This is a genomic window from Pseudidiomarina terrestris, assembly GCF_030466375.1.
GTDB lineage: Bacteria > Pseudomonadota > Gammaproteobacteria > Enterobacterales > Alteromonadaceae > Pseudidiomarina > Pseudidiomarina terrestris.
Genome location: NZ_JAGGJE010000006.1, coordinates 39,315 through 64,378, shown reverse-complemented (window position 1 = coordinate 64,378; position 25,064 = coordinate 39,315). Strand labels below are relative to the sequence as shown.

Here is a 25,064-nt window from a genome sequence, read left to right as displayed (position 1 = left end):
TAGGGAGAGGAATGACGGTCATACTGCAAATTTTGCTGTGGCGAACACTAGCCGTTTTAAGTCTGTTGTTAGGTGTTATTGGCCTGTTATTGCCCATTATGCCGACGGTGCCTTTTCTACTCGTGGCGGCTTGGGCTGGCGGCAAAGGCTGGCCTGTTTTAGAAGCGAAACTGTTGGCGCACCCCAAGTACGGGCCGCAAATTATTGCCTGGCGTCGCTATGGCGTGGTGAAACGACAAGCCAAGGTCATTGCCATTGTGATGATGACAGGTAGCGCCATCATGTTGAGCTTTAGTCCCGCGCATCTGGCCGTCAAGCTTACTGTCATTGGTATTATGCTGATCGTTGCCGTGTGGCTCAGTTTGCGCCCCGAACATACGCCGGCACAGCCGATCCCAGCCGAGAAGGTTTCTGACGATGACACTCCCTGAGCTTACCCGTGAACAGTTACTTCGCTACAGCCGTCATGTCATGCTGCCTAGTTTCGATATGGCCGGTCAGGAACGTCTGCTGGCCAGCCGCGTACTGGTCGTTGGTATGGGCGGTCTCGGCTGCGCGCTGTCGCCCTATCTGGTGGGCAGCGGTGTCGGCCAGCTCACCCTGGTCGATAACGACAGTGTCGACCACCATAACCTGCCGCGACAACTGCTCTACCAACAGGACGACATTGGCCAGAGCAAAGTGATTGCCGCGCGCCAGCGTCTGCAGTCACTCAACCCCGATACCAGCATTGAAGTTCTGGAGCAACGCCTTGACCAGGCAAGCTTAACGGAGCTTATCGGCAATTACGATTGCGTGGTGGATTGCTGCGACAACCTGGCCACCCGGAACGCCATAAACGCCGTCTGTGTCGAGGCTCAGGTACCGCTGGTGTCTGGCGCAGCTATTCGTTACGAAGGCCAGCTCAGCGTGTTTCTAAACCAAGGTAAGGGGCCTTGCTACCGCTGTTTAAGCTTACTCTTTGGTGAGCAGCAGCTCAGCTGTATGGAGTCTGGTATTCTGGCGCCCGTCGTAGGGGTCATCGGTGCCATGCAAAGTGTGGAAACACTGAAGCTGTTGGCTGGCGTCGGCGAACCTATTGCCGGACGCGTGTTACTGTACGATGGGCTGCATGGCGACTGGCAAAGCTTCCAGCTCAGTCGCCATCCGGATTGCCCGGTGTGCAGCTGTTAGCCAGGGCGGCCATCGGCGCGCGGCAGGGTAAGAATCGGTAGGTAGACCACGACATAAATCAGGTAGGCGAGCACCCAGGCTCCGCCAGCGTAGAGGTACCAATGATAGGTGTCCTGCGGCCACAGCCAGGCAGCAAAGACCCGCAACAGTGCTGCCACAAAGACCAGCAAAAACGCCACTGACATGATCTTCTTCGGCTGCAGAGGACGCCCACTGTGCCCAAGCGATACGCGCGCCAGCATACTCAGAATCATATTGCCCATGGCACCCACGGTCAGCGCGTGGATGGCAGTGCTTACACTAACCTCGCCGGTCGCATGATGCAGAGCAAATAACCCCAGACCAACCGGCAGGAACCAGTAGGCCAGATGAAACGACCACAACAGGGGCACTCGCCAGGTGATCCAGATCTTCCAGCGCGCACAGCGGATTGCCAGCAATACCGCTGCTACAGCATACAAGGCTGCCATCACCGTACCACTGAGCAAACTGCTTATTTGGGTAATTTGCAGAGCGAAGATAAGCCACAGGCTGCCTAAGCTCAGTCGGTCAAGCCAGACTATGGGCTGTACTTTTTCGGTCATGGTGCCGTTTGCAGTGAACATAGGTAACACCCGGCCACCAACGATTGCCATCAGGAGGGTGATCAGAATAACCGCATTTTGGCTGCCCACCTGTTGCAAGTCGAAGCGCCCGGTCATGTGCCCGTAGTACATGAGCGCGTTACAAAGCGCGAGCAGCAGTAACACCGGAACAAAGAACAAATTCCGTTGTTGCTTCACCGAGATTAACGGCATCGCCAGCAGCACTGCAGCCAGGGGTAAAAACGCGAGATCGATGACGATCGGCACAATAGGCGGCAAGAACGCCCCAAATAACAGACCCAGTCGCCCTAATAACCAGACCAGTGTCAGTATCCCAAGGGCTTTTCCATGGGTGGCACGCAACCCCGTCCAATTCTGTACGGCGGTCAGTAAAAAGCCGACAATGATGGCGGCAACAAAGCCGAATATCATTTCATGACTGTGCCAGAACATGACATCACCAAATACCGGCAACTGAATTGAGCCACTGAGTACCCATAGCCATAGCATCATCGCCAAAGCACTAAAGGTGGCGCCGAGTAAGAACATCGGACGGAAGGCTTGCCGCAGCAGCGGCCACATTTTTTCTTCTACTTGCAGGTCGGTAATTTGCAGCATGAGCTCACCATTAAACATACATTTTGTATCTATGTTTATACCACAGGAACCACTAAATTCCAGTAGGATTTCCTGGAGATACCTCTTTAAAACATCTGTACTTTACTGCTGGCAAAGCCACTACTGCATTGGTGGTAAATGGCCTTGATTTTGCCGCCCCTGCGCCCGGGCGAAGACCTAACCACAAAGCGGTAGAGGGCAGTTAAGCGACTGATTCAAAGCCAGTTTGACCGCTATCAGTGACCGATTATTTCAGTAGACTTGAGGCAGAACATGAATCTCGTGCCAAAGGAGCATGATTATGCCTACACCACAATCGCAAGTGAGTAAGTTCGACCGCTACCGCGCGCTCGGACTCTCAACCTTTGCGTTCACCCTGTGCTTTGCAGTGTGGACCATTTTTTCCATTATCGGTATTCAGATAAAAGAGGATTTTGCTCTTACGGATACACAGCTGGGCCTGTTGATGGCAACGCCCATCCTGACCGGTTCCATTAGTCGCCTGTTCCTCGGCATCTGGACCGATCGACTCGGCGGTCGCTGGGTTTTTGGTGTGCTCATGCTCACCACCGCTCTCTGTGTTTACTTGCTGACCTTTGCCAACAGTTACGCCATGCTGCTGGTGGGTGCTCTGGGTGTCGGCCTGGCCGGTGGTGCCTTTATCGTTGGTGTCACCTATACCTCTGCCTGGTTTGACAGCAAGCAGCAAGGTACCGCACTGGGAATTTTTGGCGCGGGTAACGTTGGCTCAGCCGTAACCAACTTTGGCGCGCCTTTTTTGCTGGTAGCCTTGGGTTGGCAGGGTGCGGCGCAAGTCTATGCCACCGTTATCGGTATTATGGGCATCGCCTTTATCGTACTCGCCAAAGAGGATCCGCTGACTCAGCAACGTCGCGCGCAGGCGCCGAAAACCTTCCTGGAGCAAATGGCGCCGCTAGCCGAGTTGCGGGTCTGGCGCTTTAGTCTGTACTACTTCTTTGTTTTTGGTGCTTTCGTGGCATTGGCTCTTTGGCTGCCCCATTATTTGATGGAAGTCTACGATCTCAGCATCACAGAAGCCGGCCTGATCGCTGCCCTCTACACCATACCAGCCTCGCTCTTCCGTGTACTTGGCGGTTGGATGTCGGACAAATACGGCGCTCGCCGGGTGATGTACTGGACCTTTATCGCCTCGGCAATTTGTACCTTTATGCTGAGCTATCCGCCAACCGAGTACATTGTCGAAGGTGTTCACGGCCCCATCCGCTTCCAGTTTGAAGTCACATTGGTTGCCTTTGTACTCCTCACCTTTGTGCTGGGCTTTTTTATGTCACTGGGTAAAGCCGCGGTGTTTAAACACATTCCGGTTTATTACCCGAAAAGCGTCGGTGCGGTAGGCGGTGTTGTCGGTATGATCGGCGGCCTGGGTGGTTTCTTGCTGCCGCTGACCTTCGGTATGCTCAACGACGTAATTGGCGTTTGGCAAAGTGTGTTTATGTTGCTGTTTGGCATCACCATTATTTCGCTACTGTGGATGCACTTTTCTATACGCCGTGCAGAACGTATCGAATTCCGTGGCGATGTGGAACAGACCGACTTGCCTGAATTTTCAACGCCCGACTACTACACCCTTGATGACTGGCGTCCCGAAGATAAAGACTTCTGGGAAAGCAAAGGCAAGAAAATCGCCAGCCGTAATTTGTGGATTTCGATTCCTAATTTATTCCTGGCCTTCGCTGTCTGGACCATCTGGAGTATTTTGGTGGTAAAAATGCCGCAACTTGGCTTTACCTATTCATCCAATCAACTCTTTTGGCTGGCGGCACTACCGGCGCTATCAGGCGCCACGCTGAGGATCTTCTACAGTTTCATGGTGCCGATCTTTGGCGGCCGGCGCTGGACGGCGTTGTCTACCGCGTCACTGCTGATACCTTGTGTCTGGATTGGCTTTGCCGTGCAAAGTCCGGACACTCCCTACATCATCATGCTGATACTGGCACTGTTGTGTGGCTTCGGTGGCGGTAACTTCTCGAGTTCCATGGCCAACATCAGTTTCTTCTACCCACAGAAAGAAAAAGGTGCAGCTCTGGGTATGAATGCGGGGCTGGGTAATCTGGGTGTATCTGGCATGCAACTGCTAGCCCCTCTGGTCATTGCCGCCAGCGTGTTTGGTCCCCTTGGTGGCGACCCGTTGGTGGTGCAGCAAGGCGCCCAGGCAGGCACTGAGCTTTGGTTACAAAATGCCGCGTTCATCTGGGTACCTTTCATCGTTATCGCAGCGATTGCTGCATGGTTTGGCATGAATGATATTTCGTCTGCCAAAGCATCCTTTAGCGATCAGGCGGTCATTTTTAAGCGCTCGCACAACTGGATCATGAGTATTTTGTATCTGGGAACTTTCGGCAGCTTTATCGGCTTCGCCGCAGGCTTTCCGCTACTTTCAGGAATGCTGTTCCCCGACGTTGACCCAACCAAGTACGCCTTCCTTGGGCCACTGGTCGGTGCGCTATCGCGTCCCTTCGGTGGCATTCTGGCGGATAAACTGGGTGGCGCCCGAGTGACCTTCTGGAACTTCTTACTGATGATCGCTGGCGTCATGGGCGTCATCTACTTCCTGCCATTAGGTGAGAGCGCCGGAAGTTTTGTCGGCTTCTTTGTCTCGTTCTTAATCCTGTTTATTGCAACAGGTATTGGCAACGGCTCCACCTTCCGTATGGTTCCAGTTATCTTCCTGAACCAGCGCAAACGCGTGCACGGCGATACTGAAAAAGCTGTCAAAGAAGGTAATAAAGAGTCTGCTGCGGTAATTGGCTTCATCTCAGCCTTTGCAGCCTATGGTGGCTTCTTCATTCCGAAGTCCTACGGCACGTCAATCGCACTTACCGGGAGTGTCTCAGGTGCGTTGTATGCCTTTATCGGATTCTACGCGGTCTGTACGCTAATGACCTGGTGGTTCTACTCACGCCGGGGCGCAGCAAACCCCTGCTAAAGAATAGAATAAGGATAGAGTAAGATGGCCCGCGCCAATTGGCGCGGGCTTATTTTTTGGGTCGGAAAGGTTTGATGACGGTTTCGTCGCACTCAAGGAAGGGGCCTTCCATGAGGTCAATACAATAAGGTACCGCAGGGAAAACCGCGTCCAGACATTGTCGAATAGCCTTAGGTTTGCCGGGTAAGTTGATAATCAAGCTGCTACCGCGCAGACCAGCGGTTTGCCGCGATAAGATTGCCGTCGGCACATACTTCAGTGATTCCATGCGCATCAATTCGCCGAACCCCGGCATCATGCGGTCGCACACGGCTTCTGTGGCCTCAGGAGTAACATCTCGTTTCGCTGGTCCGGTACCGCCAGTCGTCACCACCAGGCAACATTGTTCTTTATCGACCAACTCAATCAAGGCGGCCTCGATCTGATCCGGCTCATCGGGAATCAGCCGATACACCGACTGCCATGCTGAACTCAGATACTCATTCAGTGTGCTCTCAATGGCTTTACCAGAAATATCTTCGTATACACCGGCACTGGCACGGTCGCTCACAGTGACAATACCGATCCGGGCGGTCATCTCATCCGTCATCATTCATCCCTTCGTTCATCTGGGTCATTCCTGCAAGCTTCAACCAATAGCCGTTGCTTTCGTTCTTTGCCAAACCATAGGGTCGTTGGCCGTCCTGGTTCATACGGAACCGTTGCAGCCAGGTAAAACTGTCTTCCGGCTCGGGACTTAAGCGTACCATATCCACCAGACCATGCATGCCCTTGAGTTGGTTGATCAGATTATAGCGCGCGCCAGACTGCGTCTGGATACCGTTCAGGACAAAGACTTCGGTGCCATCCTGACTGGTCACCGTTCGCCCTTGCGGATACTTGATACAGCACAGCTCACACTGGTCTTTCGCACGATTTTCAGACCGCGCTGTAAAGCAACGCCCGGACCAGGCCAAAGGCAGGTGACCGAAGCTCAGCAACTCTGTTTCAAAGCAGTCGCGGACACTGTCGATCATCGGCTCCGCCAGCAGTTCGGCGAGCCAGTCGCGGGACAGCTCAACGGGCACAACCCAGCGCTTCATTCCCATACCGATGAAGCGGCGCAGACTGTGTTGATTATAGATCTGTAGGGCCGCACCGCCCACGAAGGGCAGTTTCTTTTCCTGTAACAAGCTAATCGCACCCACATCATTGGCTTCGACCAGGAAATCGCCGTTGTCACAATATTTACGGAGCTCACGAAGTTCGGAAGGCGCTTCGAGCAGAGTCATGGTCGACAGACAAACTTGTTTGCCTGCTTCGCGCAACTCTTGTGCGATGCGGAAATAATCCTCGAATTTTAACTCACGCCGCTTACTGCAAACGGTTTCTCCCAGGTAGACACAATCCACCCTGGAATCGGCAACCTTTCGGTAGAAGGCTTCGACCTCAGTACGCGGCCAGAAATAAAGAATAGGTCCAAAAGAAAATTGCATAGTCATTTCCATTTCCGATGATAAGCACCAAGGGTGGTTTGGCTGCCTTCTGAAAGGCCCGCCAGGACAGTGTTCCACTCACCTTGCACGGTAAACTGCTCGGGATCTGCCATGACCCGATCAATGGCCTGGCGCCACACCCGCGTAATTTGTGCAACATACGCGGGGCTGCGCTGCCGACCTTCGATTTTTAAGCTGGCTATCCCTTCACGGTATAACTCTGGCAACAGGTCCAGGGTGTTCAGGCTGGTCGGCTCCTCAAGCGCATGGTAGGTGTCATCGCCGACCTGAAACCGGCCTTTACAAAGTGTTGGATAGCCGGCCGTTTCGTCAGGCGCAAAGCGATCAATCATAATGCCGTTCAGGCGTGATTCGAGACCGCCATCGTCGGTCTCATCCCAGCGTACAAACTGTGCCGGTGAGCAGGCGCCAGCGGTGTTCGGCGACTGCCCCGTCATGTATGAACTAAGGTAGCAACGGCCTTCGGCCATGATGCAGAGACTGCCAAATGCGAAGACCTCCAGCTCAATGTCTGTGGTCCGCGCTAACGCCCGTACCTGCTGCATAGATAAAACCCGTGGCAATACCACGCGTTTAACCCGAAATTGCTTGTAGAAATCAATCGCCGCAGCGTTAGTTGCCGAGGCTTGCACACTGAGGTGAAGTTCCAGTCGTGGATAGCGCTCAGCGGCATACGCCAGCACCGCAATATCTGCGACGATGAGCACATCAACACCAGCAGCAGCGGCGTCATCGACGGCTTGTCGCCAGTGATCCCAGGTTCGCACATGGGCAAAGGTATTAATCGCGACATGAATCTTTTTACCGTAGCTATGCACCAAACGGACAGCCTCACGTAAGCCGTCCGCATCGAGATTCAAACCGGCGAAGTGACGCGCGTTGGTTTCACCTTTGAATCCCACATAAACCGCATCCGCACCGTTTTCCAGGGCAGCTTTAAGAGCGGGCATACTGCCAGCCGGACAGAGAAGTTCCATTTTGTTGATCCTTGCCGTAAACATACATTGATAATGAGTATTATAATGGCTGGCATCTTTGATAGCGCGCAAAAAAGAGGCAATGAATGGTTATCACCAAAGTAGTAGAGCTTGCTCCAGGGGCTCTGAAAGCAATGTTAGCAAGGGCGCCGGCGCCCATCACCAATGCGCTCATTGAGCGTCTGTTCCAGCAGATTTTCAAAGCCGATCTGGCGGCCGGAGCGTTCGACTTTCTGAGCAACCGCTGGGTACGTATTGAGGTGCGGGATATTAGTCTGAAGTTCGCTATTTCAGTTCAGCAACTGCCGCAAGGTGCCCACTTTAAGGTGGTATCCAGCACCGCGCACCCGGATGTTTTTATGCGTGTGGACTGGTCAGCACTTCTGCAGCTAAGTACTCAGCAAGTGGATCCCGACACGCTGTTTTTCCGCCGCAAGCTTTTGCTCACCGGCGACACTGAGCTCGGACTGCAGGTTAAGAACCTGCTGGATACCATTGAATTACGACAACGCCTGCCAGGTCCATGTTATCGCCTTCTGGCTAACCTGGCGGAACGAACAGCGACCGTGAAATCTTTGACCTAGATCAAAGAAGTAACCCTTCAGGAGTATCAATTTTCTGATCTAAATCACGTAAAATTCAGGTCATCACATGCAGTCTGGCTTGGAGTAGAAAAATGACAGCGGTAACCTGGGATCAGCAATTGATCGACAAATACAATATTAATGGGCCGCGTTATACGTCCTACCCGACCGCATTGGCGTTGCAGCCAAACTTTCCACACCAGAAGGTTTTTGAGACCCTGGCTTCTGCGCCGCAAGAGCTCAGTCTCTATCTGCATCTGCCGTTTTGTCATAAGCTGTGTTACTACTGCGGCTGTAACAAGGTCATCACCCGTCATCAGCACAAAGCCGACCGCTATCTGGATATGCTGGCCCAGGAAATGGCCATGTATGCTGAGCATCTTGGTGACCGTGTTATCACTCAAATTCATCTTGGTGGCGGCACGCCGACCTTTCTTACTGAGGTACAGCTGACGCGTTTGTATACCTTGCTTAACCGTTATTTCCTGATCGCTGAAAGTGCGGAACTCAGTATTGAGATTGACCCGCGCAGCTGCAGCGATGACAAACTGCGGCATTTGCGCGCACTGGGCTTTAATCGTGTCAGTTACGGTGTCCAGGATTTCGACGAAAAAGTACAAATCGCCATTAATCGGGTGCAGGACACCGACCTGATTAAACATCAGGTGCAACTCAGTCGGGAGTTAGGTTTTAGCTCTATCAATCTGGATTTGATTTACGGCTTGCCCTATCAACAACCGACCAGTTTCGCGGCATCCATTGATCAAGTCATTGAACTGGCGCCCGATCGCGTCTCATTGTTTAGCTACGCGCATTTGCCACAGCGGTTTGCCGGACAGCGCAAAATTCCGGATAGTTCGCTGCCATCTGCGCCGATAAAACTCGAACTTCTGCAACTGGGGATTACTCGCTTTAGCGCTGCAGGCTATCAGTTTATCGGTATGGATCACTTTGCCAAGGCGGATGATGAGCTGGCCATTGCCCAGCAACAGGGCCGTTTACAGCGCAATTTTCAGGGCTATACCACCGCCGGGCAGGATTGCATGCTGGGTCTTGGCGCCTCATCGATCAGCCAAATCAATGGCGTCCTCTGGCAGAACAGTAAAGATCTTCCGGACTACTATCGTGCCTTGGAAGGCGATGAGCTTCCGGTCGTGAAAGGCTTCAGTCTGAATGCAGATGATAGCTTACGTGCAGCCCTCATTGCGCAGCTGATCTGCCATTTTGAACTGGATACCAAAACCTTCAGCGAGACCTGGCAGATCGACGACTTTTGGCACTATTTCGCGGCAGCATTAGCCAAGTTACAACCTTTCATTGAGGATGGTTTAGTGGTGATCAGTGAGGGTTTGATTCAGGTAACCGAGCGCGGTCGTCTCTGGGTCCGCAGTATCTGTGCCTGCTTTGATGCCTACCTGGATAGCGAGGCAACTGCGCCTCGCTACTCTAAAGTGGTCTAAACTGCTCAGGCGAATAGCTGAATAAGTTCGCCTTGTTTATTTACTGTGACAAAGTCGGCAATGCTGCCGGCTTTGACTTTATTGACCATCAAAGTTAACGGCTGATCAGCTTCATCACTGGAAGGCGCCTGCCCGGCGCGACCCGACATGCTCGCAATAAACGCGATATCCCAATCCACTCCGGTTCGCTCCGATTCAGCTAACAAGGTGGAAAACTCAGCAACGTCCTGTGGTAATTTGTCGACACATAAAACCGGGTCGAGGGCGCCGCCTTGCTGCTCAGCATAGCGGGATTTCTGACTTTCCGTCGCATCGTCGGGGAGTTCAGCCTTTGCCAGCACAAACAGTAACCGTTGCGGCTCGTCTTGCTGCTGTGCAGCCTGAATAAGGTCGGAATAACTTTCAATTACCATAGCGTCAATCTCGTTGGGGTGATTCGACCTGAGATCATAACGTGTCTGGTCAGTATTACCCATACAACAAAAAAGGGAGCTGAGCTCCCTCTTTTGGAGTAGTTTTTGCTTAACTGGCCTGGCGCCAGGCGCGCTGCGCTGACGCCTCAACATGTTCAGATTCAGCACGTTCGTAATAACGCCGGTTATGTTCTTGTTGACGCCCCGAACTAAAGGCCGAAACCCGTTTCAGGTAACCGATCACCCGGGTCCCGTAATCGATATCTGCAGAGCCACACGACGAACATGCGCTGAGGGTGCGCTTGTCGATATGCTCACAGGCATTGCAAATGGTGATTTTGACATTGATGCAGAAGTAGTTGCAGCCGGTCTGGGCCGCAGTATTGAGCAACGCCAGATAACCGGATGGGTTGAGCTTCTCATCAAGGTTCAAATGCAGTGCCGAACCACCATCGAGGTATTGAATTAATTCATCACCGTGTAACACGAACTTATCCAGCGCATTAGATTGCTGGTCTTCGACCACGTAAAAGTAGGAGTTGTAGCAATCCCGTGGCACAAAGTAGCCGTCTGCCCGGTCCCATTTGGCATTTTTTACGCCGAGGTTTTCCGCCGGCACAAACTCCGTATTGAACATGTAGCCGTACTCCGCTTTTGCGGCTTTATTCGCATCATAAATCACTTTCAGGCGGTCGCGGACAAAGGCAATGTAGTCAGGGTTATTGCTGGCTTCAATGCCTTGGGACTCCGCCGCCTCAACCATGCCATTGATGCCGATGGTCAGAAACTGTTTATCCAAGGAGATAAAGCCGGCGTCATACACGGTCAACAAACCAGCTGCCTTGTACTCTTCCATTAACCGCCGGTATGCAACCTGATATTTCTGGATTTTTTCGATTTCCGTCGCCAGGTCGCGGCCATCCTGTACCAACCGATTCATATTGATGGTAATAACATTAATTGAGCCGGTTGCAACGCCTCCCGCCCCCAGAGTATAAGAGAAGGTATTGTCGCTAATTTCGCTGCGTAGTCGGCAACATGAAGCTAATGAGTCGGCATTATCGGATAAATACACAAAAAAGGAGTTGCCATCAGCAAGTTCACTTGCCATGGATTCGGCAAATTCCTGATCTTTACACTTACCGTCCTCGGTGAGCATGGCCACAGTGACGACCGGGAAGGTAAGAATGGTCTTTTTCCGCTCTTCATTGAACCAGTGCATGAAGAAGTTCTGCAAAGCACTGACCGAGCCCCATTCGGGTTTACTGAAGTCAGGGAAGACAAACTCACCAAACATGCTATCGAAATAGAATTTATCGTACACTGAAATGTTCCAGAACACGCTCTGATAACCACGCGCAGCAGCCGGTTGATTTAACGCATAAACGACGTGTTGCAGATGGTTTTGGATTTGATGACGATGGGTGTTCAAGTAGTCATCACCGTAATCTTTTCGCGCAAAGTAATCGAAATAGGTTAAAAACTCTACGGTCGCCACAGCGCCGGCAAACTGCGAACTGACAGCAAAGACAAAGTTCACGAAACAGCCACAGAAGCTCTCAAGGTGCTTTGGCGCCAGCGATTCGCCGCCCAACTTGGTAAGACCGTCACGCAGAAACGGGTACATGGTGACCGACACACAGTAGGGCTTCAAACTGGTTTCGTCATGCACGTAAATCTCATGGTCTTCAATTTGCCGAACGTATTCTTGCGCGAGTTGCTCATCAAACAACTCAGCGATCTTGCTACTGACTTGCTTGCGATTCACTTGCACGAAAAAGTCTTTCATCAATTCCGCTTCCAGAGTCGCAATGTTCTTTTGCGTGACATTGGCATTGGCATCCATTTTCGATCCATCCGCGGCATTCTGTGCGTGCAGATACTCCTGGATGAAGTTCATTTTGTGATCGATTTGTTCAGGTTGTAAGCGCAGCATTGTTGTTGTCCTTCTGTTTTAGTTCACTAATTCGCAGTCAATAAAGTCGGGGCAGAATAGAGCGTTAAGAACTTTCCCCGAGCGCAGGTCGTAAAACCTCTGATTCGTTGTGGCACTTGTTAAACCGCCACATTCAGCCCGCCATGGGCCGGTTTTCAAATAAGTAAGGCGCCGTTGCACCAGCGCCGGTACCGTTTCTAATCCAGTGTAGAGACAGGTGCGCAGGCCCCTGCTAATTGCCTCATCTAACAGTTCTATTAAGGCGTCCTGATGCCATTCACCGCCTAAGAACAACACCGCAGTGATAAGTCCAGCGTAGCGATCGAGTTCATTCGTAAAGCTTTGCAGTGTTAACTGCTGTCCCCGCTCCGCAGGCCAGCTATCGACGCTATGACAGCCCTTACAACCCACGGTACAACCGGTGATGGTATAGGCCAGCGCGACTTCGCCGGGAACCTCCTGAAACACAATGTCTTTCGCACTGAATCGCATCGTATCGCCTATATGGTGTTATGAACGAATGTAAGGCACTAGATATTGTGTTTTAGCCTAGAGCAAGACACTGGATTTGCGTTGATCAGGATCAATAAAATGGCGGGCTGGGTAGTTACGACCCCGGAGGGCCGATTCACCCGGAAATAGGCTGGGTCTTTTTCACCCATCCAGCAACTATATTCCTGCAAAAACAGTGCCTTAATAAGTTGGCAAGGGAATTGCAATATGACCTGTGATGACTCAATAACAAATAGGTGATGTATGGCCGGTTACAAAAAACTATGGTGGACGCTGATTGCAGTGCTTGCCATTACGTTCGGTATTTTGGGGTACTTCGGCAACGAAGTGTATCGAGAGGCTCCGCCCATTCCAGGGAAGTTCGTTACCACGAACGGACAGACCTTAATGACGGAGGACTCTATTCTTGATGGGCAAACGGCCTGGCAATCTGTGGGTGGTATGCAGTTAGGCTCAATTTGGGGGCATGGTGCTTATCAGGCACCAGACTGGACTGCAGATTGGTTGCACCGTGAACTTGTCGCGTGGCTAAATATCGCTGCAGCTGAAGTATTTGCGGCTGATTATGCCGACTTAACTCCCGCGCAGCAGAATCAGCTGCAATTCGAGCTGAAACAGGCTTATCGTACCAATACCTACGATGCGCTGCTGGATGAAGCAGTGTTGGATCCCCGTCGTGTGCAAGCGATTCAACAGACCGCCGATTATTACATACGTTTATTCAGCGATGATGCGGAACTGCGAAGTACCCGCGAAAGTTATGCCATGAAAGAGAATACTCTGCCCAAGCTTGAGCGGCGCGAGCGCATGGCCGAGTTTTTCTTTTGGACCGCGTGGGCAGCCTCGACTGAACGTCCCGGAGCTGACATCACCTATACCAACAACTGGCCGCACGAGCCATTGATTGACAATACTCCAAGCCCAGAAAATATTATCTGGTCCATTGTCAGCGTGATCCTGCTGATTGCCGGCGTCGGTGGTCTGATTTGGGCCTGGGCCTTCCTTCGTCAACATGATGAGGAAGACATCGAAGTGCCACAACAGGATCCGATCAGCCGGGTAAAACTTACCCCGTCACAGAAATCGCTCGGCAAGTACCTATTTATCGTGGTGGCGCTGTTCACCGTGCAAGTCCTGCTCGGTGGTGTCACTGCACATTATACGGTTGAGGGACAAGAATTTTACGGTATCGAAATCTCCAAGTGGTTCCCTTACAGCTTGGTGCGTACCTGGCATATTCAGGCATCGCTGTTCTGGATTGCCACAGGCTTCCTGGCCGCCGGCCTGTTTCTGGCGCCCATTATCAACGGTGGTAAAGATCCAAAATATCAGAAACTTGGCGTCGATATTCTGTTTTGGGCCCTGGTTGTAGTGGTTGCGGGTACCTTCGTTGGTAGCTTCCTTGCCATCGCCCAAATCATGCCCGAGCATCTAAATTTCTGGCTCGGCCATCAGGGGTACGAATACGTCGACCTTGGTCGTCTCTGGCAGATTGGTAAGTTTGTTGGCATCGTATTCTGGCTGGTCCTGATGATGCGTTGTGTCGCAGGCGCCTTTAAACAAGAAGGTGATAAGAACTTACTGGCGTTATTTACTGCCTCTGTGGTCGCCATTGGTTTGTTTTATGGGGCCGGCTTCGCGTACGGTGAGCGCACCCACATCTCCATCATGGAATACTGGCGCTGGTGGATTGTCCACCTTTGGGTTGAAGGTTTCTTTGAGGTCTTTGCCACCGCCGCACTAGCATTTATTTTCCATAGCATGGGGCTGGTGTCCCGGCGCATGGCCACGGCTGCCGCACTCGCCTCAGCATCATTGTTTATGCTCGGTGGTGTTCCGGGTACTTTCCACCACTTGTATTTTTCAGGCACCACCACGCCGGTCATGGCCGTCGGCGCAACCTTCAGTGCGTTGGAAGTGGTTCCACTTATCGTGCTTGGTTATGAAGCCTGGGAAAACTGGAGCCTGCAGAAGAAAGCGGTTTGGATGCAACGCCTGAAGTGGCCCCTGATGTGTTTTGTCGCGGTCGCCTTTTGGAATATGTTAGGCGCTGGTGTACTTGGCTTTATGATCAACCCGCCCATCTCGCTCTACTACGTGCAAGGTCTGAATACCACACCAACGCACGCTCATGCAGCACTGTTTGGCGTCTATGGCTTCCTTGCGCTCGGTTTCGTCATGCTAATCTTGCGCTACATTCGCCCTCATCTGGTACTCAACGACAAACTGATGAGTACAGCCTTTTGGTGGATGAACATCGGCCTGGGTCTCATGCTCTTTACCAGCTTGCTCCCCATCGGCTTCATTCAGTTTCATGCTGCAGCATCAGAAGGACTCTGGTATGCCCGCAGTGAAGCCTTTATGCAGCAGCCACTGCTAGAAGGACTGCGCTGGGTGCGTACGGTCGGCGACGTGGTCTTCATCGTGGGGGCGCTGTCCATCAGCTGGCAAGTTGTCGCTGGCCTATGGGGTAAACAGGGACAACCAGAAGGGGTTGTTGCCGAACAAAACTAAGATTTCTCGTTGTAGGGAGGTGCACGTTCTCCAGGTGCCCTCCCTTTTTTATGGAGGTAACTATGTCTGAAGTCATTCGCGGTCAATGCAAGCCCAACACTCTTGTCGCAATGCAGACACTCCTCGATACCATCCGCAGCAACATTCCTTTCGGTCTGAAAGAAGCTGATATGTGTCAGGGTATCTGCCGTGGCTGCTCCAAGAAAATGATGGAGATGCTCGACACTGAAGTCAGCCAATGGCAAGTCGATCTCGATAACGAAACCGCAGTGCCAACCCTTTCCGATTTAGCCTTTCTGGAAAAGCTCGCGCGCCGCACCCTCAAGGTTTTGAAACGCAATGACCTGATTAAAGATGACTAGTCATAGAGTAGATAGGCCTGCTCGGTGACCGGATTATCAGCTGGCGTTTCATTATTGACCATGCCCGGTACCCGCGCCAGAGGTTTGATCCTGAAACGGCTCTCAAAGCCAGCAACGACCTCATCTTCTGGTATCGAAAAGGGTGGCCCCTGGCGAAACCCCTGCGGGTACTCCACCGTTATCAGCAGCCCTTTACTGCCGCGCGGCAGCTTATGTTTTAGTAACTCCACATAATCCGACCGTAAACTCTCAGGCAGTGCCACCAGCGCAGCGCGATCGTACCAACCATCGACATCGGCAAGGTCTTCCACCGAGAGATCGAAGACATCACCGACCCAAATCACCAGTTCATCTATCGCGTATTCGGTAAATTTGCCACGCTGTTGCACTACTGGCTGCAGCTGGTTCTCCTGGAAGAAAGCCTGTACAGCGAGCTCGCTTAGCTCAATACCAAAAACTTGATAGCCCTCATCAAGCAACCAGAGCATGTCGTTCGACTTACCGCATAAGGGAACTAAAACCCGTCCGCTTGCTAATGCTTTGGGAAAGTAAGCCGTTAACAATTCGTGAAAAGCGTCGCGGTGAAAGCCAATTTGCTGCTGTTGCCAGCGTTGATGCCAGAAGTTGTGGTCCATAAAAAACCTCCGTAACTAGGTACGACTGCAGTACCCTCCATGTCGATAAAAAGCCATTTAATCGACATATAAACTTGTCGTGTCGATAGAATCGACATACACTACAACCAATATCACAACGTGTCGAAATTTTTGGAGTATTTAAACATGACTTGGCAAGCTAACCAACCCTATAACAATTTGCCTGAGTTACCACCAAAATTGGAGCTCATCGAAACGCACGATGTATTGAAAGCATGCATCTCCGCTCGCGCTGCGCTTGCCGAATTGAAGCAAGCTGGAGCGCTGCTCCCTAATCAAAGTATGCTCATCAATTTGCTTCCTCTTCTGGAAGCCAAAGACAGTTCGAAAATTGAAAATATTGTCACCACAACGGATCAGCTCTTTCGATATGCACAACAAGACAGTGGCGCTGATCAAGCAACCAAAGAAGCACTTCGTTATCGAACAGCGCTCTATCAAGGCTTCATGCAACTAGAGCACAAACCTCTATGTACCACAACGGCCATCGAAGTGTGTAGCACATTGAAGAATAATGCGATGGAATTGCGGAAATTACCAGGCACCATTATTGGTAATCAAACAACGAACGAGGTGATTTATACACCACCGGTAGGCGAACAGGTCATTCGCGATTTACTAAGTAACTGGGAGCAGTTTCTCCATGATAACGATTCTATCGATCCGCTCATAAAAATGGCGGTGAGCCACTACCAGTTTGAAGCAATTCACCCCTTCTATGATGGCAACGGGCGTACGGGCAGAATCCTAAATGTCCTCTACTTGATTGAGCAAAAGCTTTTAACACTGCCGATATTGTACCTTAGCCGCTACATTGTTGCGCACAAGCAAGATTACTATCGATTACTGAACCAAGTGACTCAGCAGCAAAACTGGCAAGACTGGCTTGTATTCATGTTGCGCGGTGTTGAGCAAACTTCTCTTTGGACATGTGAGAAAATCTCCGCTGTTCGATCGTTAATGGAGCAGACTGCTCACACTATTCGCGAACAATTACCGAAAATATACAGTTATGAGCTTGTCCAAGTCATCTTTGAGCAACCGTACTGTCGAATTAGTAACCTGGTGGAACGCGATATTGCCAAGCGTCAAACCGCTTCTGTTTACCTTAAACAGCTCGTTGAAATTGGCATATTAGAAGAAGTAACTTCAGGCAAGGAGAAGCTATTTGTAAACCCTCGCCTGATGAGACTCATGACCTCAGCTTAAACGATTTACCACCAAACCACCGACCAGTTATTGCACTGATCGGTGTTCTTCAGGAGCGAAGGGTACAGGCATGAGCCAGTAAAGCGTTATTCCAGCGTTACTGCAACAACGGTGAATCCGATACCGCGAAGTCAAAGCCTTTGATCTCGGCATCCTGAATCAAGGTATGGATGTACTGTGCGACAGCTTTGCGTTCTACTTTTTCGTTCAGGTAGGCAGCAATTTTGTCTTTCACTGCTGCAAACGGCAATTGTTTGCCTTCGGTTTTGCGATCGACCCAAACTACATGCAAACCATAACGCGTCTCTACCGGATGCGGCATTAAGCCAACCTCGGCGGTAAATACCTGACGTTCAAATTCTGCCACAGTTTGGCCACGGCTAATCTGGCCAAGACTACCTGCCGTTGCGTTTGAAGGGCATGCTGAATGCTTTTGTGCCAGACGGCCAAAGTCATCGCCTTCATGCAACTGCTTTATAATCTGCTCAGCCATCATCTTGCCATTGACCCGATCCAATTCGTCTTCAGGCGCGGCAGCGAGCAAAATGTGCCGTACTTCCAACAACGGCGAGGTGGTAAAACGCTCCGGGTTCTGTTGGTAGTATGTCGCACAAGCTGCTTCGTCCGCTTCAGGAATCGCAACTTCGCGGTCGATCAGCGCGGCCAGAAAGTCATCGTCACTGGCGTCATTCATTTCGTCCTTAACGTGCAGCCCAAGTTCGGCTGCACGCTGGCGAAATAACTCGCCGATCACTAACGACTCGGCGGCTTTTAGCATCGCTCCTTGCTGACTATCCGCAGGATGATACTGCATTTCCGCGAGAATCGCTTTTTCGTCGATGGCAATTTCATTTACGTGAATCATGCTCTACTCCTTAGCGGGGCGCTTTCTGACGCACAACCTGGTGCTGACGGCGCAGATACTGCATAGGTACGCTGAGCATATGCACCAGGCGGGTGAACGGGAACACCAGGAAAATCGTCAAGCCAAGGGTAACGTGGAGCTTAAAGATCCAGTGCACATTGGTCATGGCTGCTGCTGCAGTTGCAGCATCAAAAGTCAGCGTATTCTGTGCCCAGCTCATCAACAACACCATGGTTGAACCATCGAGGTGGTCGAGGGAAACAAAAATCGACAGTAAACCCAGGATCAGTTGCGCGTATAGCAACAACAGAATCGCGATATCCATAGTGCTGCTGTTGGCGCGAATACGGGGATTCTTCAAACGGCGCACGATTAAGATCGTCAGACCGTAAAAACAAATCACACCTGCTATACCACCTGCCACGATGGCAATAATTTGCTTGGCAGAGGTACTAATGCCCAATACATACCAGACTTCCGACGGGGTCAATAAACCCACGAAGTGGCCTACAAAAATCGCCAAAATACCGATATGGAAAGCGATACTACCGCGACGTAGCTGCTTTTTTTCAAGCATCTGACTGGAACTGGTTTTCCAGGTAAATTGCTCCCGGTCATAGCGGATCCAGGTACCGATCACCATTACCGCCAGCGCGATGTAAGGGTAGATACCAAAGAAAAACGTATTTAAATAATTCATGGTCATGCTCCTTAGGCATCCGCAGCGTTTTTCACGTTACTTAACTGGTCAAGATTCAACGGAATATACTGATCGCGCCGCTGACCTTCGCCCGGCCGGCTTTGGGCCGTCGGACAAGTACTGGTTGCGTCATTTCCGGTGAAGGTCACCATTTCTTCTTCCCAAACTTTATCCAGCTCTTTCGGGGTGTCATCGCGCTTTTCTTTTTCAACCTGAGCGCGGACATCTTCCAGATCGACCTGGACTTGCGACAACTCCAGCAAGCTTCGGAACAACTCGGCGTAATCACTTTCCCTTTGCTCCAGGCGCACTGCCAGCACCGCAAGGATGTGACCGACTTCAGCCAAACCTTCACGGGCATTGTCATCGCCCTGGGTCGCCAGAAACTCCAGATACAACGGAATGTAGTCAGGTAGTTCCTTGACGCCGATATCTAAGCCCGCCTGCTGATATTGCTGCATTAAATCGACCATTGCCTGGCCACGATCACGGGACTCGCCGTGAACGTGTTCGAACAACAACAAGGACAAGGCACGACCACGCTCAAACAAGCTGTCGTATTCTGACTGCCAGTCCATGACGTCGCCGCTGGTGCGACGCACAATAAAATCCTCCAGCGCTTGCTGTTGGGTGCTGCTCAGTGCCGAGTTACGCACCGTGGCTCGTAACTCGGGCACGACTTCGAGCAGCTCTACTTTCGGGTAGTCGAGTAGTAACGAAATTACTTGTAAAACTTGCATCAGATTACTCCTTCACCGTGACCGGAATGACCTGGCGCACGCTTTGTTTCTTCGCACCAAACAGGTTCACGTCATTGTTGCCATCGCTACAGCCATTGCCAAAGGTAAAGCCGCAGCTCCCTTTCATGTCGTAAGCATTTTCGGCATAAGCACGGTGGCTGGTTGGAATCACGAAGCGATCTTCGTAATTGGCCAACGCCATATAACGGTACATTTCTTCAACTTGCTGCTGGGTCAAACCGACCTGCTTGAGTACGTCAAGATCTTCCACACCATCGACGTGCTGACTGCGTTTGTAAGCACGCATGGCAATCATGCGTTCCAGCGCCCGTACAATCGGGAACTCGTCGCCGGCGGTAAGCATGTTTGCCAGATAGCGCAAAGGAATGCGTAATGATTTCAGATCTGGAATCTCACCGTTCATACCCACATGACCTGCCTCAACTGCGCTTTGAATTGGCGACAGTGGTGGCACGTACCAAACCATAGGCAGAGTGCGGTATTCCGGGTGCAGCGGCAGCGCAACTTTCCATTGCATTGCCATCATGTACACCGGTGAACGTTGGGCGGCCTGAATCCAGTTCTCGGCAATACCTTCTTCGCGCGCTGCCGCCTGCACTTCCGGATCATGCGGATCCAGGAAGATATCAAGCTGAGCCTGGTAAAGATCCTGCTCGTGCGGGGTATTGGCTGCTTCTTCGATACGGTCGGCATCATAAAGCAGCACACCCAGGTAACGAATACGGCCAACACAGGTCTCAGAACACGTGGTCGGTTGCCCAGCTTCAATACGCGGGTAACAGAAGGTACATTTTTCTGATTTACCGGTTTTCCAGTTGTAGTAAATTTTCTTGTACGGACAGCCAGAAACACACATGCGCCAGCCACGACACTTGTCCTGATCGATCAGCACGATACCGTCTTCTTCACGCTTATAGATTGCGCCTGATGGGCAGGCAGCCACACATGCAGGGTTCAGACAGTGCTCGCACAAGCGCGGCAAATACATCATGAAGGTCTTTTCAAACTGACCGTAGATGTCTTTTTGCACCACTTCGTCGAAGTTCTTGTCTTTCTTCCGCTTAGCGAATTCCGTGCCGAGAATTTCTTCCCAGTTCGGACCCCATTCGATTTTCTCCATGCGCTGACCGCTGATCAGCGAGCGCGGACGGGCAATCGGCTGATGCTTGGTGTCTTTCGCCGTGTGCAAATGTTGGTAATCAAAATCAAACGGCTCGTAATAGTCGTCGATTTCAGGCAAATCCGGGTTGGCGAAGATATTCGCCAACACGCGGCGCTTCGCACCAATTTTCAGTTCCAGTTTGCCCTTTTTATTGCGTACCCAGCCGCCGTTCCACTTGTCCTGGTTTTCCCACTCTTTCGGGAAGCCGATACCGGGTTTGGTTTCAACGTTGTTGAACCATGCGTACTCCACGCCTTCGCGTGAGGTCCAGACATTTTTACAAGTGATGGAGCAGGTATGACAACCAATACACTTGTCCAAATTCAGCACCATGCCAATTTGAGCTCTTACTTTCATCGTATTGTCCTCACTCCAACGTTATTCAGTATCCAGCCAGTCGACTTTATCCATCTTCCGGATAACCACGAATTCATCGCGGTTGCAGCCAACTGTGCCGTAATAGTTAAAGCCATAGGCTTGTTGTGCATAACCACCAATCATATGGGTCGGTTTCATCACCGCCCGTGTGACTGAGTTGTGGATACCACCGCGTGTACCGGTCAGTTCAGAGCCCGGAATATTTACCAGGCGCTCCTGCGCGTGATACATCATGCTCATGCCTTCCGGGACCCGCTGGGAAACCACGGCCCGCGCACTGATCGAACCGTTAACGTTGAAGATTTCAATCCAGTCGTTATCTTCAATTCCGGCGGCCTTAGCGTCGATTTCACTCATCCAGACAATTGGCCCACCGCGTGACAAGGTCAGCATCAGCAGGTTTTCTGAGTAGGTGCTGTGAATCCCCCATTTCTGGTGCGGAGTAATCCAGTTCAACACGATCTCTTTGTTGCCGTTCTGGTTTTTGTTCAGCACCGGCTGCACGGTCTTCAGATTAATCGGTGGCTTATAGGCACATAAAGTTTCACCGAAATCGCGCATCCATTCGTGATCCTGATAGAACTGTTGGCGCCCGGTAATGGTCCGCCATGGGATCAGCTCATGGACGTTGGTGTAACCCGCGTTGTAGGAAACATGCTCATCTTCCAGACCTGACCAGGTCGGCGACGAGATAATTTTCCGTGGTTGCGCGACGATATCGCGGAAGCGAATCTTCTCTTCTTCTTTGGGCTTCGCCAGGTGCGTGTGATCACGTCCGGTTTGCTCGCCTAATGCCGCCCAGGCTTTCACCGCCACATGACCGTTGGTTTCCGGTGCCAGTGACAAGATGACTTCACAGGCATCGATAGCACTATCGATAACCGGGCGACCTTTGTTCGCGCCTTCTTCGTAGTGCACGCGGTTCAGCTTGCCGAGGAAATCGACTTCTTCCTTCGTATCCCAACTGATCCCCTTGCCACCATTGCCTAACTTCTCCAATGCTGGCCCAAGCGAGGTGAAGCGGTGATAAGTATTCGGGTAGTCACGTTCCACCACGGTGATGTTCGGCATAGTGACGCCAGGAATGGCTTCACACTCACCTTTCCACCAGGCTTTGACGCCATAAGGCTGTGCCATCTCACCGGCAGAGTCATGCATGATTGGCGTGGTGACCACATCCTGCTCCACACCCAGGTGACCTTTACAGACCTTGGAGAATTCCTTCGCAATGCCCTTAAAGATTTCCCAGTCACTACGTGCTTCCCAGACCGGATCCACTGCCGCGGTCAGCGGGTGAATGAACGGGTGCATGTCCGACGTATTCATGTCGTCTTTTTCATACCAGGTCGCAGTTGGCAGCACGATGTCTGAGTAAAGGCAGGTGGTCGACATACGGAAATCAAGCGTGACCCACAGGTCAACTTTGCCTTCCGCGCCATCATCCACCCACTCGACATCTTCTGGTTTCTTGGCGCCCATTTCACCAAGGTTTTCACCGAAGGTTTTGTGGGTCGTACCGAGGAAGTGCTTGAGCATGTACTCATGGCCTTTACCTGATGAGCCAAGCAGGTTGGAACGCCAGATAAACATGTTACGCGGGAAGTTCTTTGGATCATCTGGCTGCGTGCAGGCGAAAGGAATATCGCCAGTTTTCAGCTGCTCAACGAGGTAATCTTTGACTTCTTTACCAGCTGCTTTCGCTTTTTCAGCAACTGTCAGCGGGTTAACGCCCAGCTGCGGCGCAGACGGCAGCCAACCCATACGCTCAGCGCGGGTGTTGTAGTCAATAATTGAACTTTGCCATTTGTTCTTGTCTGCCAGAGGCGAGACCACTTCGCTCATATCCAGTTTTTCATAACGCCACTGGCTGGAATGGTTGTAGAAGAATGAGGTACCGTTCATCTGCCGTGGTGGACGCTGCCAGTCCAGGCCAAATGCCAGCGGCTGCCAACCCGTTTGTGGACGCAGTTTTTCCTGACCCACATAGTGCGCCCAGCCGCCACCGCTTTGGCCGATACAGCCACACATCATCAGCATATTGATCAAGCCACGGTAGCTCATATCCATGTGGTACCAATGGTTAATCGCAGCCCCAACGATAATCATCGAACGACCTTTGGTTTTGTCCGCATTGCGGCCAAATTCAGTGGCGATACGAATCACGTCCGCAGGCTTAACACCAGTAATTTGCTCCTGCCACGCTGGCGTGTAAGGCACGTCGTCCTCGTAGCTTTGCGCGCGGTTTTCGTCGTTCATGCCGTTGTCGACGCCATACTGCGCCAACATCAAATCGAATACCGTCGCCACCAGTGCCGTTTCGCCATTGGCAAGCTCGATACGCTTGGCCGGAATTTTGCGGATTTGCACTTCGTCGTGATGAGTGTGCTGGAAATACTCGTACTCGTGTGGTGCCGAGCCAAAGTATGGGAAGCCAACTTCAACGATTTCGTCATGGCTGTCTTTTAGGGTTAAGGCCAGGTTCAGGTCACCTTTTGCATCTTTTTGCTCAAGGTTCCACTTGCCTTTCTGGCCCCAACGGTAGCCAATAGCACCGTTCGGGCTGGTTAAACGCTGATCATCTTCATTGAAAGCAATGGTTTTCCAGTCCGGATTGTTATCTTCGCCCAGATTGTCTACCAAATCCGCAGCACGCAGGAAGCGGCCCTGATTCAGTACTTTCTCGCCAGGCTCAAGCATGACTAACATCGGCATGTCGGTGTAGCGACGCACGTAATCATTGAAGTAGCTGCTTGGCGTATTGACGTAGAATTCTTTCAGAATAACGTGACCGAATGCCATCGCTAACGCGGAATCGGTACCCTGACGCGGGGACAACCAGGTGTCGCCAAACTTCGAGGCTTCTGAATAATCCGACGTAATGACACAGGTTTTAGTGCCTTTGTAGCGTACTTCTGTGAGGAAGTGAGCGTCTGGCGTACGCGTCTGCGGAACGTTAGAGCCCCAAACGATAATGTAATTTGAGTTGTACCAGTCGGCCGATTCCGGCACGTCAGTTTGCTCTCCCCAGACCTGCGGTGACGCTGGCGGTAAGTCACAATACCAATCGTAGAAACTCAGGCAGTTACCGCCGATAAGCGACAGGTAACGTGAGCCTGCGGCATACGAAACCATCGACATCGCCGGGATAGGCGAAAAGCCGTTGATACGGTCAGGACCATAAGTTTTCGCGGTGTAGACGTTACTTGCAGCGATCAGCTCATTAACTTCATCCCAGCTGGCGCGCACAAAACCACCTAAACCCCGGCGCTCTTTGTAGCTTTTCGCTTTAACCGGATCGCTGACGATAGATTCCCAGGCGGCAACCGGATCGGTATGCTGCTCTTTGGCCTCACGCCAGAGTTTCATCAGCTGCTGGCGCATCTTGGGATACTTCAGGCGGTTGGCACTGTAGATATACCAGGAGTAGCTCGCTCCGCGTGGACAACCACGTGGTTCATGATTCGGTAAATCCGGGCGGGTACGCGGGTAATCCGTTTGTTGGGTCTCCCAAGTCACTAAGCCGTCTTTCACATAAATTTTCCAGCTACATGAGCCAGTGCAATTGACGCCATGGGTCGAACGCACGACTTTGTCATGCTGCCAACGCTGGCGGTAACCCTTTTCCCAGCTACGATCCTGATCTGTTGTTACCCCGTGCCCATCTGCAAAGGGTTCTTTGCGCGTTTTGAAGAAACGCAATTTTTCGAGTAGGTGACTCATCCTAAAACTCCTGGT

21 protein-coding genes are annotated in these 25,064 nt (G+C 51.7%); 8 read left to right on the top strand and 13 right to left on the bottom strand.

What is annotated here, in order from left to right; genetic code table 11:
* Positions 1-11: 11 nt before the first annotated feature.
* Both J6J28_RS12010 and J6J28_RS12005 read left to right on the top strand, forming a co-directional pair.
* Positions 12-431, top strand: a complete 420-nt coding sequence (locus J6J28_RS12010; protein ID WP_301722059.1) for a YbaN family protein — start codon at positions 12-14, stop codon at positions 429-431.
* On the top strand, positions 418-1,173 hold the full coding sequence (locus J6J28_RS12005) for a HesA/MoeB/ThiF family protein (protein ID WP_301722054.1): 756 nt from the start codon (positions 418-420) through the stop codon (positions 1,171-1,173). The genes J6J28_RS12010 and J6J28_RS12005 overlap by 14 nt, the downstream gene beginning before the upstream one ends.
* Here J6J28_RS12005 and J6J28_RS12000 read toward each other — a convergent pair.
* Entirely contained in the window at positions 1,170-2,375 is a 1,206-nt protein-coding gene (locus tag J6J28_RS12000; protein ID WP_301722052.1) for an NnrS family protein, read from the bottom strand. The two genes, J6J28_RS12005 and J6J28_RS12000, sit on opposite strands and share 4 nt — an antisense overlap.
* A 301-nt stretch (positions 2,376-2,676) precedes the next feature.
* On the opposite strand from J6J28_RS12000, the gene J6J28_RS11995 reads away from it, so the two are divergent.
* Positions 2,677-5,343 carry a nitrate/nitrite transporter gene (locus J6J28_RS11995; RefSeq protein WP_301722051.1) on the top strand — a complete coding sequence of 889 codons (2,667 nt, stop codon included), beginning with the start codon at positions 2,677-2,679 and terminating at the stop codon, positions 5,341-5,343.
* 49 nt (positions 5,344-5,392) lie between these two features.
* Here J6J28_RS11995 and mog read toward each other — a convergent pair whose 3' ends face one another.
* Genes mog through ubiU form a run of 3 tightly spaced genes read right to left on the bottom strand, consistent with a single transcriptional unit; the run spans position 5,393 to position 7,816 of the window.
* On the bottom strand, positions 5,393-5,932 hold the full coding sequence (gene mog, locus J6J28_RS11990) for a molybdopterin adenylyltransferase (RefSeq protein ID WP_418055189.1): 540 nt from the start codon (positions 5,930-5,932) through the stop codon (positions 5,393-5,395).
* Positions 5,922-6,818 carry a U32 family peptidase gene (locus J6J28_RS11985; protein WP_301722049.1) on the bottom strand — a complete coding sequence of 299 codons (897 nt, stop codon included), beginning with the start codon at positions 6,816-6,818 and terminating at the stop codon, positions 5,922-5,924. The genes mog and J6J28_RS11985 overlap by 11 nt, the downstream gene beginning before the upstream one ends.
* Before the next feature lie 2 nt (positions 6,819-6,820).
* Positions 6,821-7,816, bottom strand: a complete 996-nt coding sequence (gene ubiU / locus J6J28_RS11980) for a ubiquinone anaerobic biosynthesis protein UbiU (protein ID WP_301722047.1) — start codon at positions 7,814-7,816, stop codon at positions 6,821-6,823.
* 86 nt (positions 7,817-7,902) lie between these two features.
* Here ubiU and ubiT point away from each other — a divergent pair, with 86 nt between their 5' ends.
* Together ubiT and hemN are read left to right on the top strand one after the other, a co-directional pair.
* A complete protein-coding gene (ubiT, locus tag J6J28_RS11975; RefSeq protein ID WP_301722046.1) occupies positions 7,903-8,400 on the top strand; it encodes a ubiquinone anaerobic biosynthesis accessory factor UbiT in 498 nt (165 codons plus the stop codon).
* Between the two features lie 92 nt (positions 8,401-8,492).
* The gene (gene hemN, locus J6J28_RS11970) at positions 8,493-9,860 is read left to right on the top strand and encodes an oxygen-independent coproporphyrinogen III oxidase (protein ID WP_301722045.1); all 1,368 of its coding nucleotides are present in this window, start codon (positions 8,493-8,495) and stop codon (positions 9,858-9,860) included.
* Positions 9,861-9,865: 5 nt separating this feature from the next.
* Here hemN and J6J28_RS11965 read toward each other — a convergent pair whose 3' ends face one another.
* The 3 genes from J6J28_RS11965 to nrdG form a co-directional block, all read right to left on the bottom strand.
* Positions 9,866-10,273: a ribonucleotide reductase subunit alpha gene (locus J6J28_RS11965; RefSeq protein ID WP_301722044.1), complete on the bottom strand. Its 408-nt coding sequence runs from the start codon at positions 10,271-10,273 to the stop codon at positions 9,866-9,868.
* Between the two features lie 109 nt (positions 10,274-10,382).
* Positions 10,383-12,209, bottom strand: coding sequence for an anaerobic ribonucleoside-triphosphate reductase (gene nrdD / locus J6J28_RS11960; protein ID WP_301722042.1), 1,827 nt, complete (start codon positions 12,207-12,209; stop codon positions 10,383-10,385).
* Between the two features lie 18 nt (positions 12,210-12,227).
* Positions 12,228-12,701 (bottom strand): anaerobic ribonucleoside-triphosphate reductase activating protein, encoded by a 474-nt coding sequence (nrdG, locus tag J6J28_RS11955; RefSeq protein ID WP_301722040.1) that lies wholly within the window; start codon positions 12,699-12,701, stop codon positions 12,228-12,230.
* Between the two features lie 264 nt (positions 12,702-12,965).
* Here nrdG and J6J28_RS11950 point away from each other — a divergent pair, with 264 nt between their 5' ends.
* Both J6J28_RS11950 and J6J28_RS11945 read left to right on the top strand, forming a co-directional pair.
* On the top strand, positions 12,966-15,236 hold the full coding sequence (locus J6J28_RS11950; RefSeq protein ID WP_301722038.1) for a nitric-oxide reductase large subunit: 2,271 nt from the start codon (positions 12,966-12,968) through the stop codon (positions 15,234-15,236).
* A gap of 62 nt (positions 15,237-15,298) precedes the next feature.
* Positions 15,299-15,598 (top strand): hypothetical protein, encoded by a 300-nt coding sequence (locus J6J28_RS11945; protein WP_301722033.1) that lies wholly within the window; start codon positions 15,299-15,301, stop codon positions 15,596-15,598.
* On the opposite strand, the gene J6J28_RS11940 is transcribed toward J6J28_RS11945, so the two are convergent.
* Positions 15,595-16,233 carry a thiopurine S-methyltransferase gene (locus J6J28_RS11940; RefSeq protein WP_301722030.1) on the bottom strand — a complete coding sequence of 213 codons (639 nt, stop codon included), beginning with the start codon at positions 16,231-16,233 and terminating at the stop codon, positions 15,595-15,597. The genes J6J28_RS11945 and J6J28_RS11940 overlap by 4 nt on opposite strands.
* A gap of 147 nt (positions 16,234-16,380) precedes the next feature.
* Between J6J28_RS11940 and fic the strand changes: the two genes are divergently transcribed.
* Positions 16,381-17,463: a protein adenylyltransferase Fic gene (fic, locus tag J6J28_RS11935; protein ID WP_301722028.1), complete on the top strand. Its 1,083-nt coding sequence runs from the start codon at positions 16,381-16,383 to the stop codon at positions 17,461-17,463.
* Between the two features lie 97 nt (positions 17,464-17,560).
* Here fic and J6J28_RS11930 read toward each other — a convergent pair whose 3' ends face one another.
* From J6J28_RS11930 to J6J28_RS11910, 5 genes are read right to left on the bottom strand one after another with little or no spacing between them, the layout of a single operon-like run.
* Complete coding sequence (locus J6J28_RS11930) at positions 17,561-18,328, bottom strand: peptidylprolyl isomerase (protein ID WP_301722026.1); 768 nt, start codon at positions 18,326-18,328, stop codon at positions 17,561-17,563.
* Between the two features lie 10 nt (positions 18,329-18,338).
* A complete protein-coding gene (gene narI / locus J6J28_RS11925; RefSeq protein WP_301722024.1) occupies positions 18,339-19,028 on the bottom strand; it encodes a respiratory nitrate reductase subunit gamma in 690 nt (229 codons plus the stop codon).
* Between the two features lie 11 nt (positions 19,029-19,039).
* Complete coding sequence (narJ, locus tag J6J28_RS11920; RefSeq protein ID WP_301722022.1) at positions 19,040-19,768, bottom strand: nitrate reductase molybdenum cofactor assembly chaperone; 729 nt, start codon at positions 19,766-19,768, stop codon at positions 19,040-19,042.
* Positions 19,769-19,772: 4 nt separating this feature from the next.
* On the bottom strand, positions 19,773-21,308 hold the full coding sequence (narH, locus tag J6J28_RS11915) for a nitrate reductase subunit beta (protein WP_301722021.1): 1,536 nt from the start codon (positions 21,306-21,308) through the stop codon (positions 19,773-19,775).
* 21 nt (positions 21,309-21,329) lie between these two features.
* The gene (locus J6J28_RS11910) at positions 21,330-25,049 is read right to left on the bottom strand and encodes a nitrate reductase subunit alpha (protein ID WP_301722018.1); all 3,720 of its coding nucleotides are present in this window, start codon (positions 25,047-25,049) and stop codon (positions 21,330-21,332) included.
* Positions 25,050-25,064 lie beyond the last annotated feature (15 nt).

Excerpts from the sequence above, each read along its gene's own strand:
- J6J28_RS12010 (WP_301722059.1), top strand. The coding sequence starts at position 12 with ATGACGGTCATACTGCAAATTTTGCTGTGGCGAACACTAGCCGTTTTA.
- J6J28_RS12005 (WP_301722054.1), top strand. The coding sequence starts at position 418 with ATGACACTCCCTGAGCTTACCCGTGAACAGTTACTTCGCTACAGCCGT.
- J6J28_RS12000 (WP_301722052.1), bottom strand. The coding sequence starts at position 2,375 with ATGCTGCAAATTACCGACCTGCAAGTAGAAGAAAAAATGTGGCCGCTG.
- J6J28_RS11995 (WP_301722051.1), top strand. The coding sequence starts at position 2,677 with ATGCCTACACCACAATCGCAAGTGAGTAAGTTCGACCGCTACCGCGCG.
- mog (WP_418055189.1), bottom strand. The coding sequence starts at position 5,932 with ATGACGGATGAGATGACCGCCCGGATCGGTATTGTCACTGTGAGCGAC.
- J6J28_RS11985 (WP_301722049.1), bottom strand. The coding sequence starts at position 6,818 with ATGCAATTTTCTTTTGGACCTATTCTTTATTTCTGGCCGCGTACTGAG.
- ubiU (WP_301722047.1), bottom strand. The coding sequence starts at position 7,816 with ATGGAACTTCTCTGTCCGGCTGGCAGTATGCCCGCTCTTAAAGCTGCC.
- ubiT (WP_301722046.1), top strand. The coding sequence starts at position 7,903 with ATGGTTATCACCAAAGTAGTAGAGCTTGCTCCAGGGGCTCTGAAAGCA.
- hemN (WP_301722045.1), top strand. The coding sequence starts at position 8,493 with ATGACAGCGGTAACCTGGGATCAGCAATTGATCGACAAATACAATATT.
- J6J28_RS11965 (WP_301722044.1), bottom strand. The coding sequence starts at position 10,273 with ATGGTAATTGAAAGTTATTCCGACCTTATTCAGGCTGCACAGCAGCAA.
- nrdD (WP_301722042.1), bottom strand. The coding sequence starts at position 12,209 with ATGCTGCGCTTACAACCTGAACAAATCGATCACAAAATGAACTTCATC.
- nrdG (WP_301722040.1), bottom strand. The coding sequence starts at position 12,701 with ATGCGATTCAGTGCGAAAGACATTGTGTTTCAGGAGGTTCCCGGCGAA.
- J6J28_RS11950 (WP_301722038.1), top strand. The coding sequence starts at position 12,966 with ATGGCCGGTTACAAAAAACTATGGTGGACGCTGATTGCAGTGCTTGCC.
- J6J28_RS11945 (WP_301722033.1), top strand. The coding sequence starts at position 15,299 with ATGTCTGAAGTCATTCGCGGTCAATGCAAGCCCAACACTCTTGTCGCA.
- J6J28_RS11940 (WP_301722030.1), bottom strand. The coding sequence starts at position 16,233 with ATGGACCACAACTTCTGGCATCAACGCTGGCAACAGCAGCAAATTGGC.
- fic (WP_301722028.1), top strand. The coding sequence starts at position 16,381 with ATGACTTGGCAAGCTAACCAACCCTATAACAATTTGCCTGAGTTACCA.
- J6J28_RS11930 (WP_301722026.1), bottom strand. The coding sequence starts at position 18,328 with ATGATTCACGTAAATGAAATTGCCATCGACGAAAAAGCGATTCTCGCG.
- narI (WP_301722024.1), bottom strand. The coding sequence starts at position 19,028 with ATGAATTATTTAAATACGTTTTTCTTTGGTATCTACCCTTACATCGCG.
- narJ (WP_301722022.1), bottom strand. The coding sequence starts at position 19,768 with ATGCAAGTTTTACAAGTAATTTCGTTACTACTCGACTACCCGAAAGTA.
- narH (WP_301722021.1), bottom strand. The coding sequence starts at position 21,308 with ATGAAAGTAAGAGCTCAAATTGGCATGGTGCTGAATTTGGACAAGTGT.
- J6J28_RS11910 (WP_301722018.1), bottom strand. The coding sequence starts at position 25,049 with ATGAGTCACCTACTCGAAAAATTGCGTTTCTTCAAAACGCGCAAAGAA.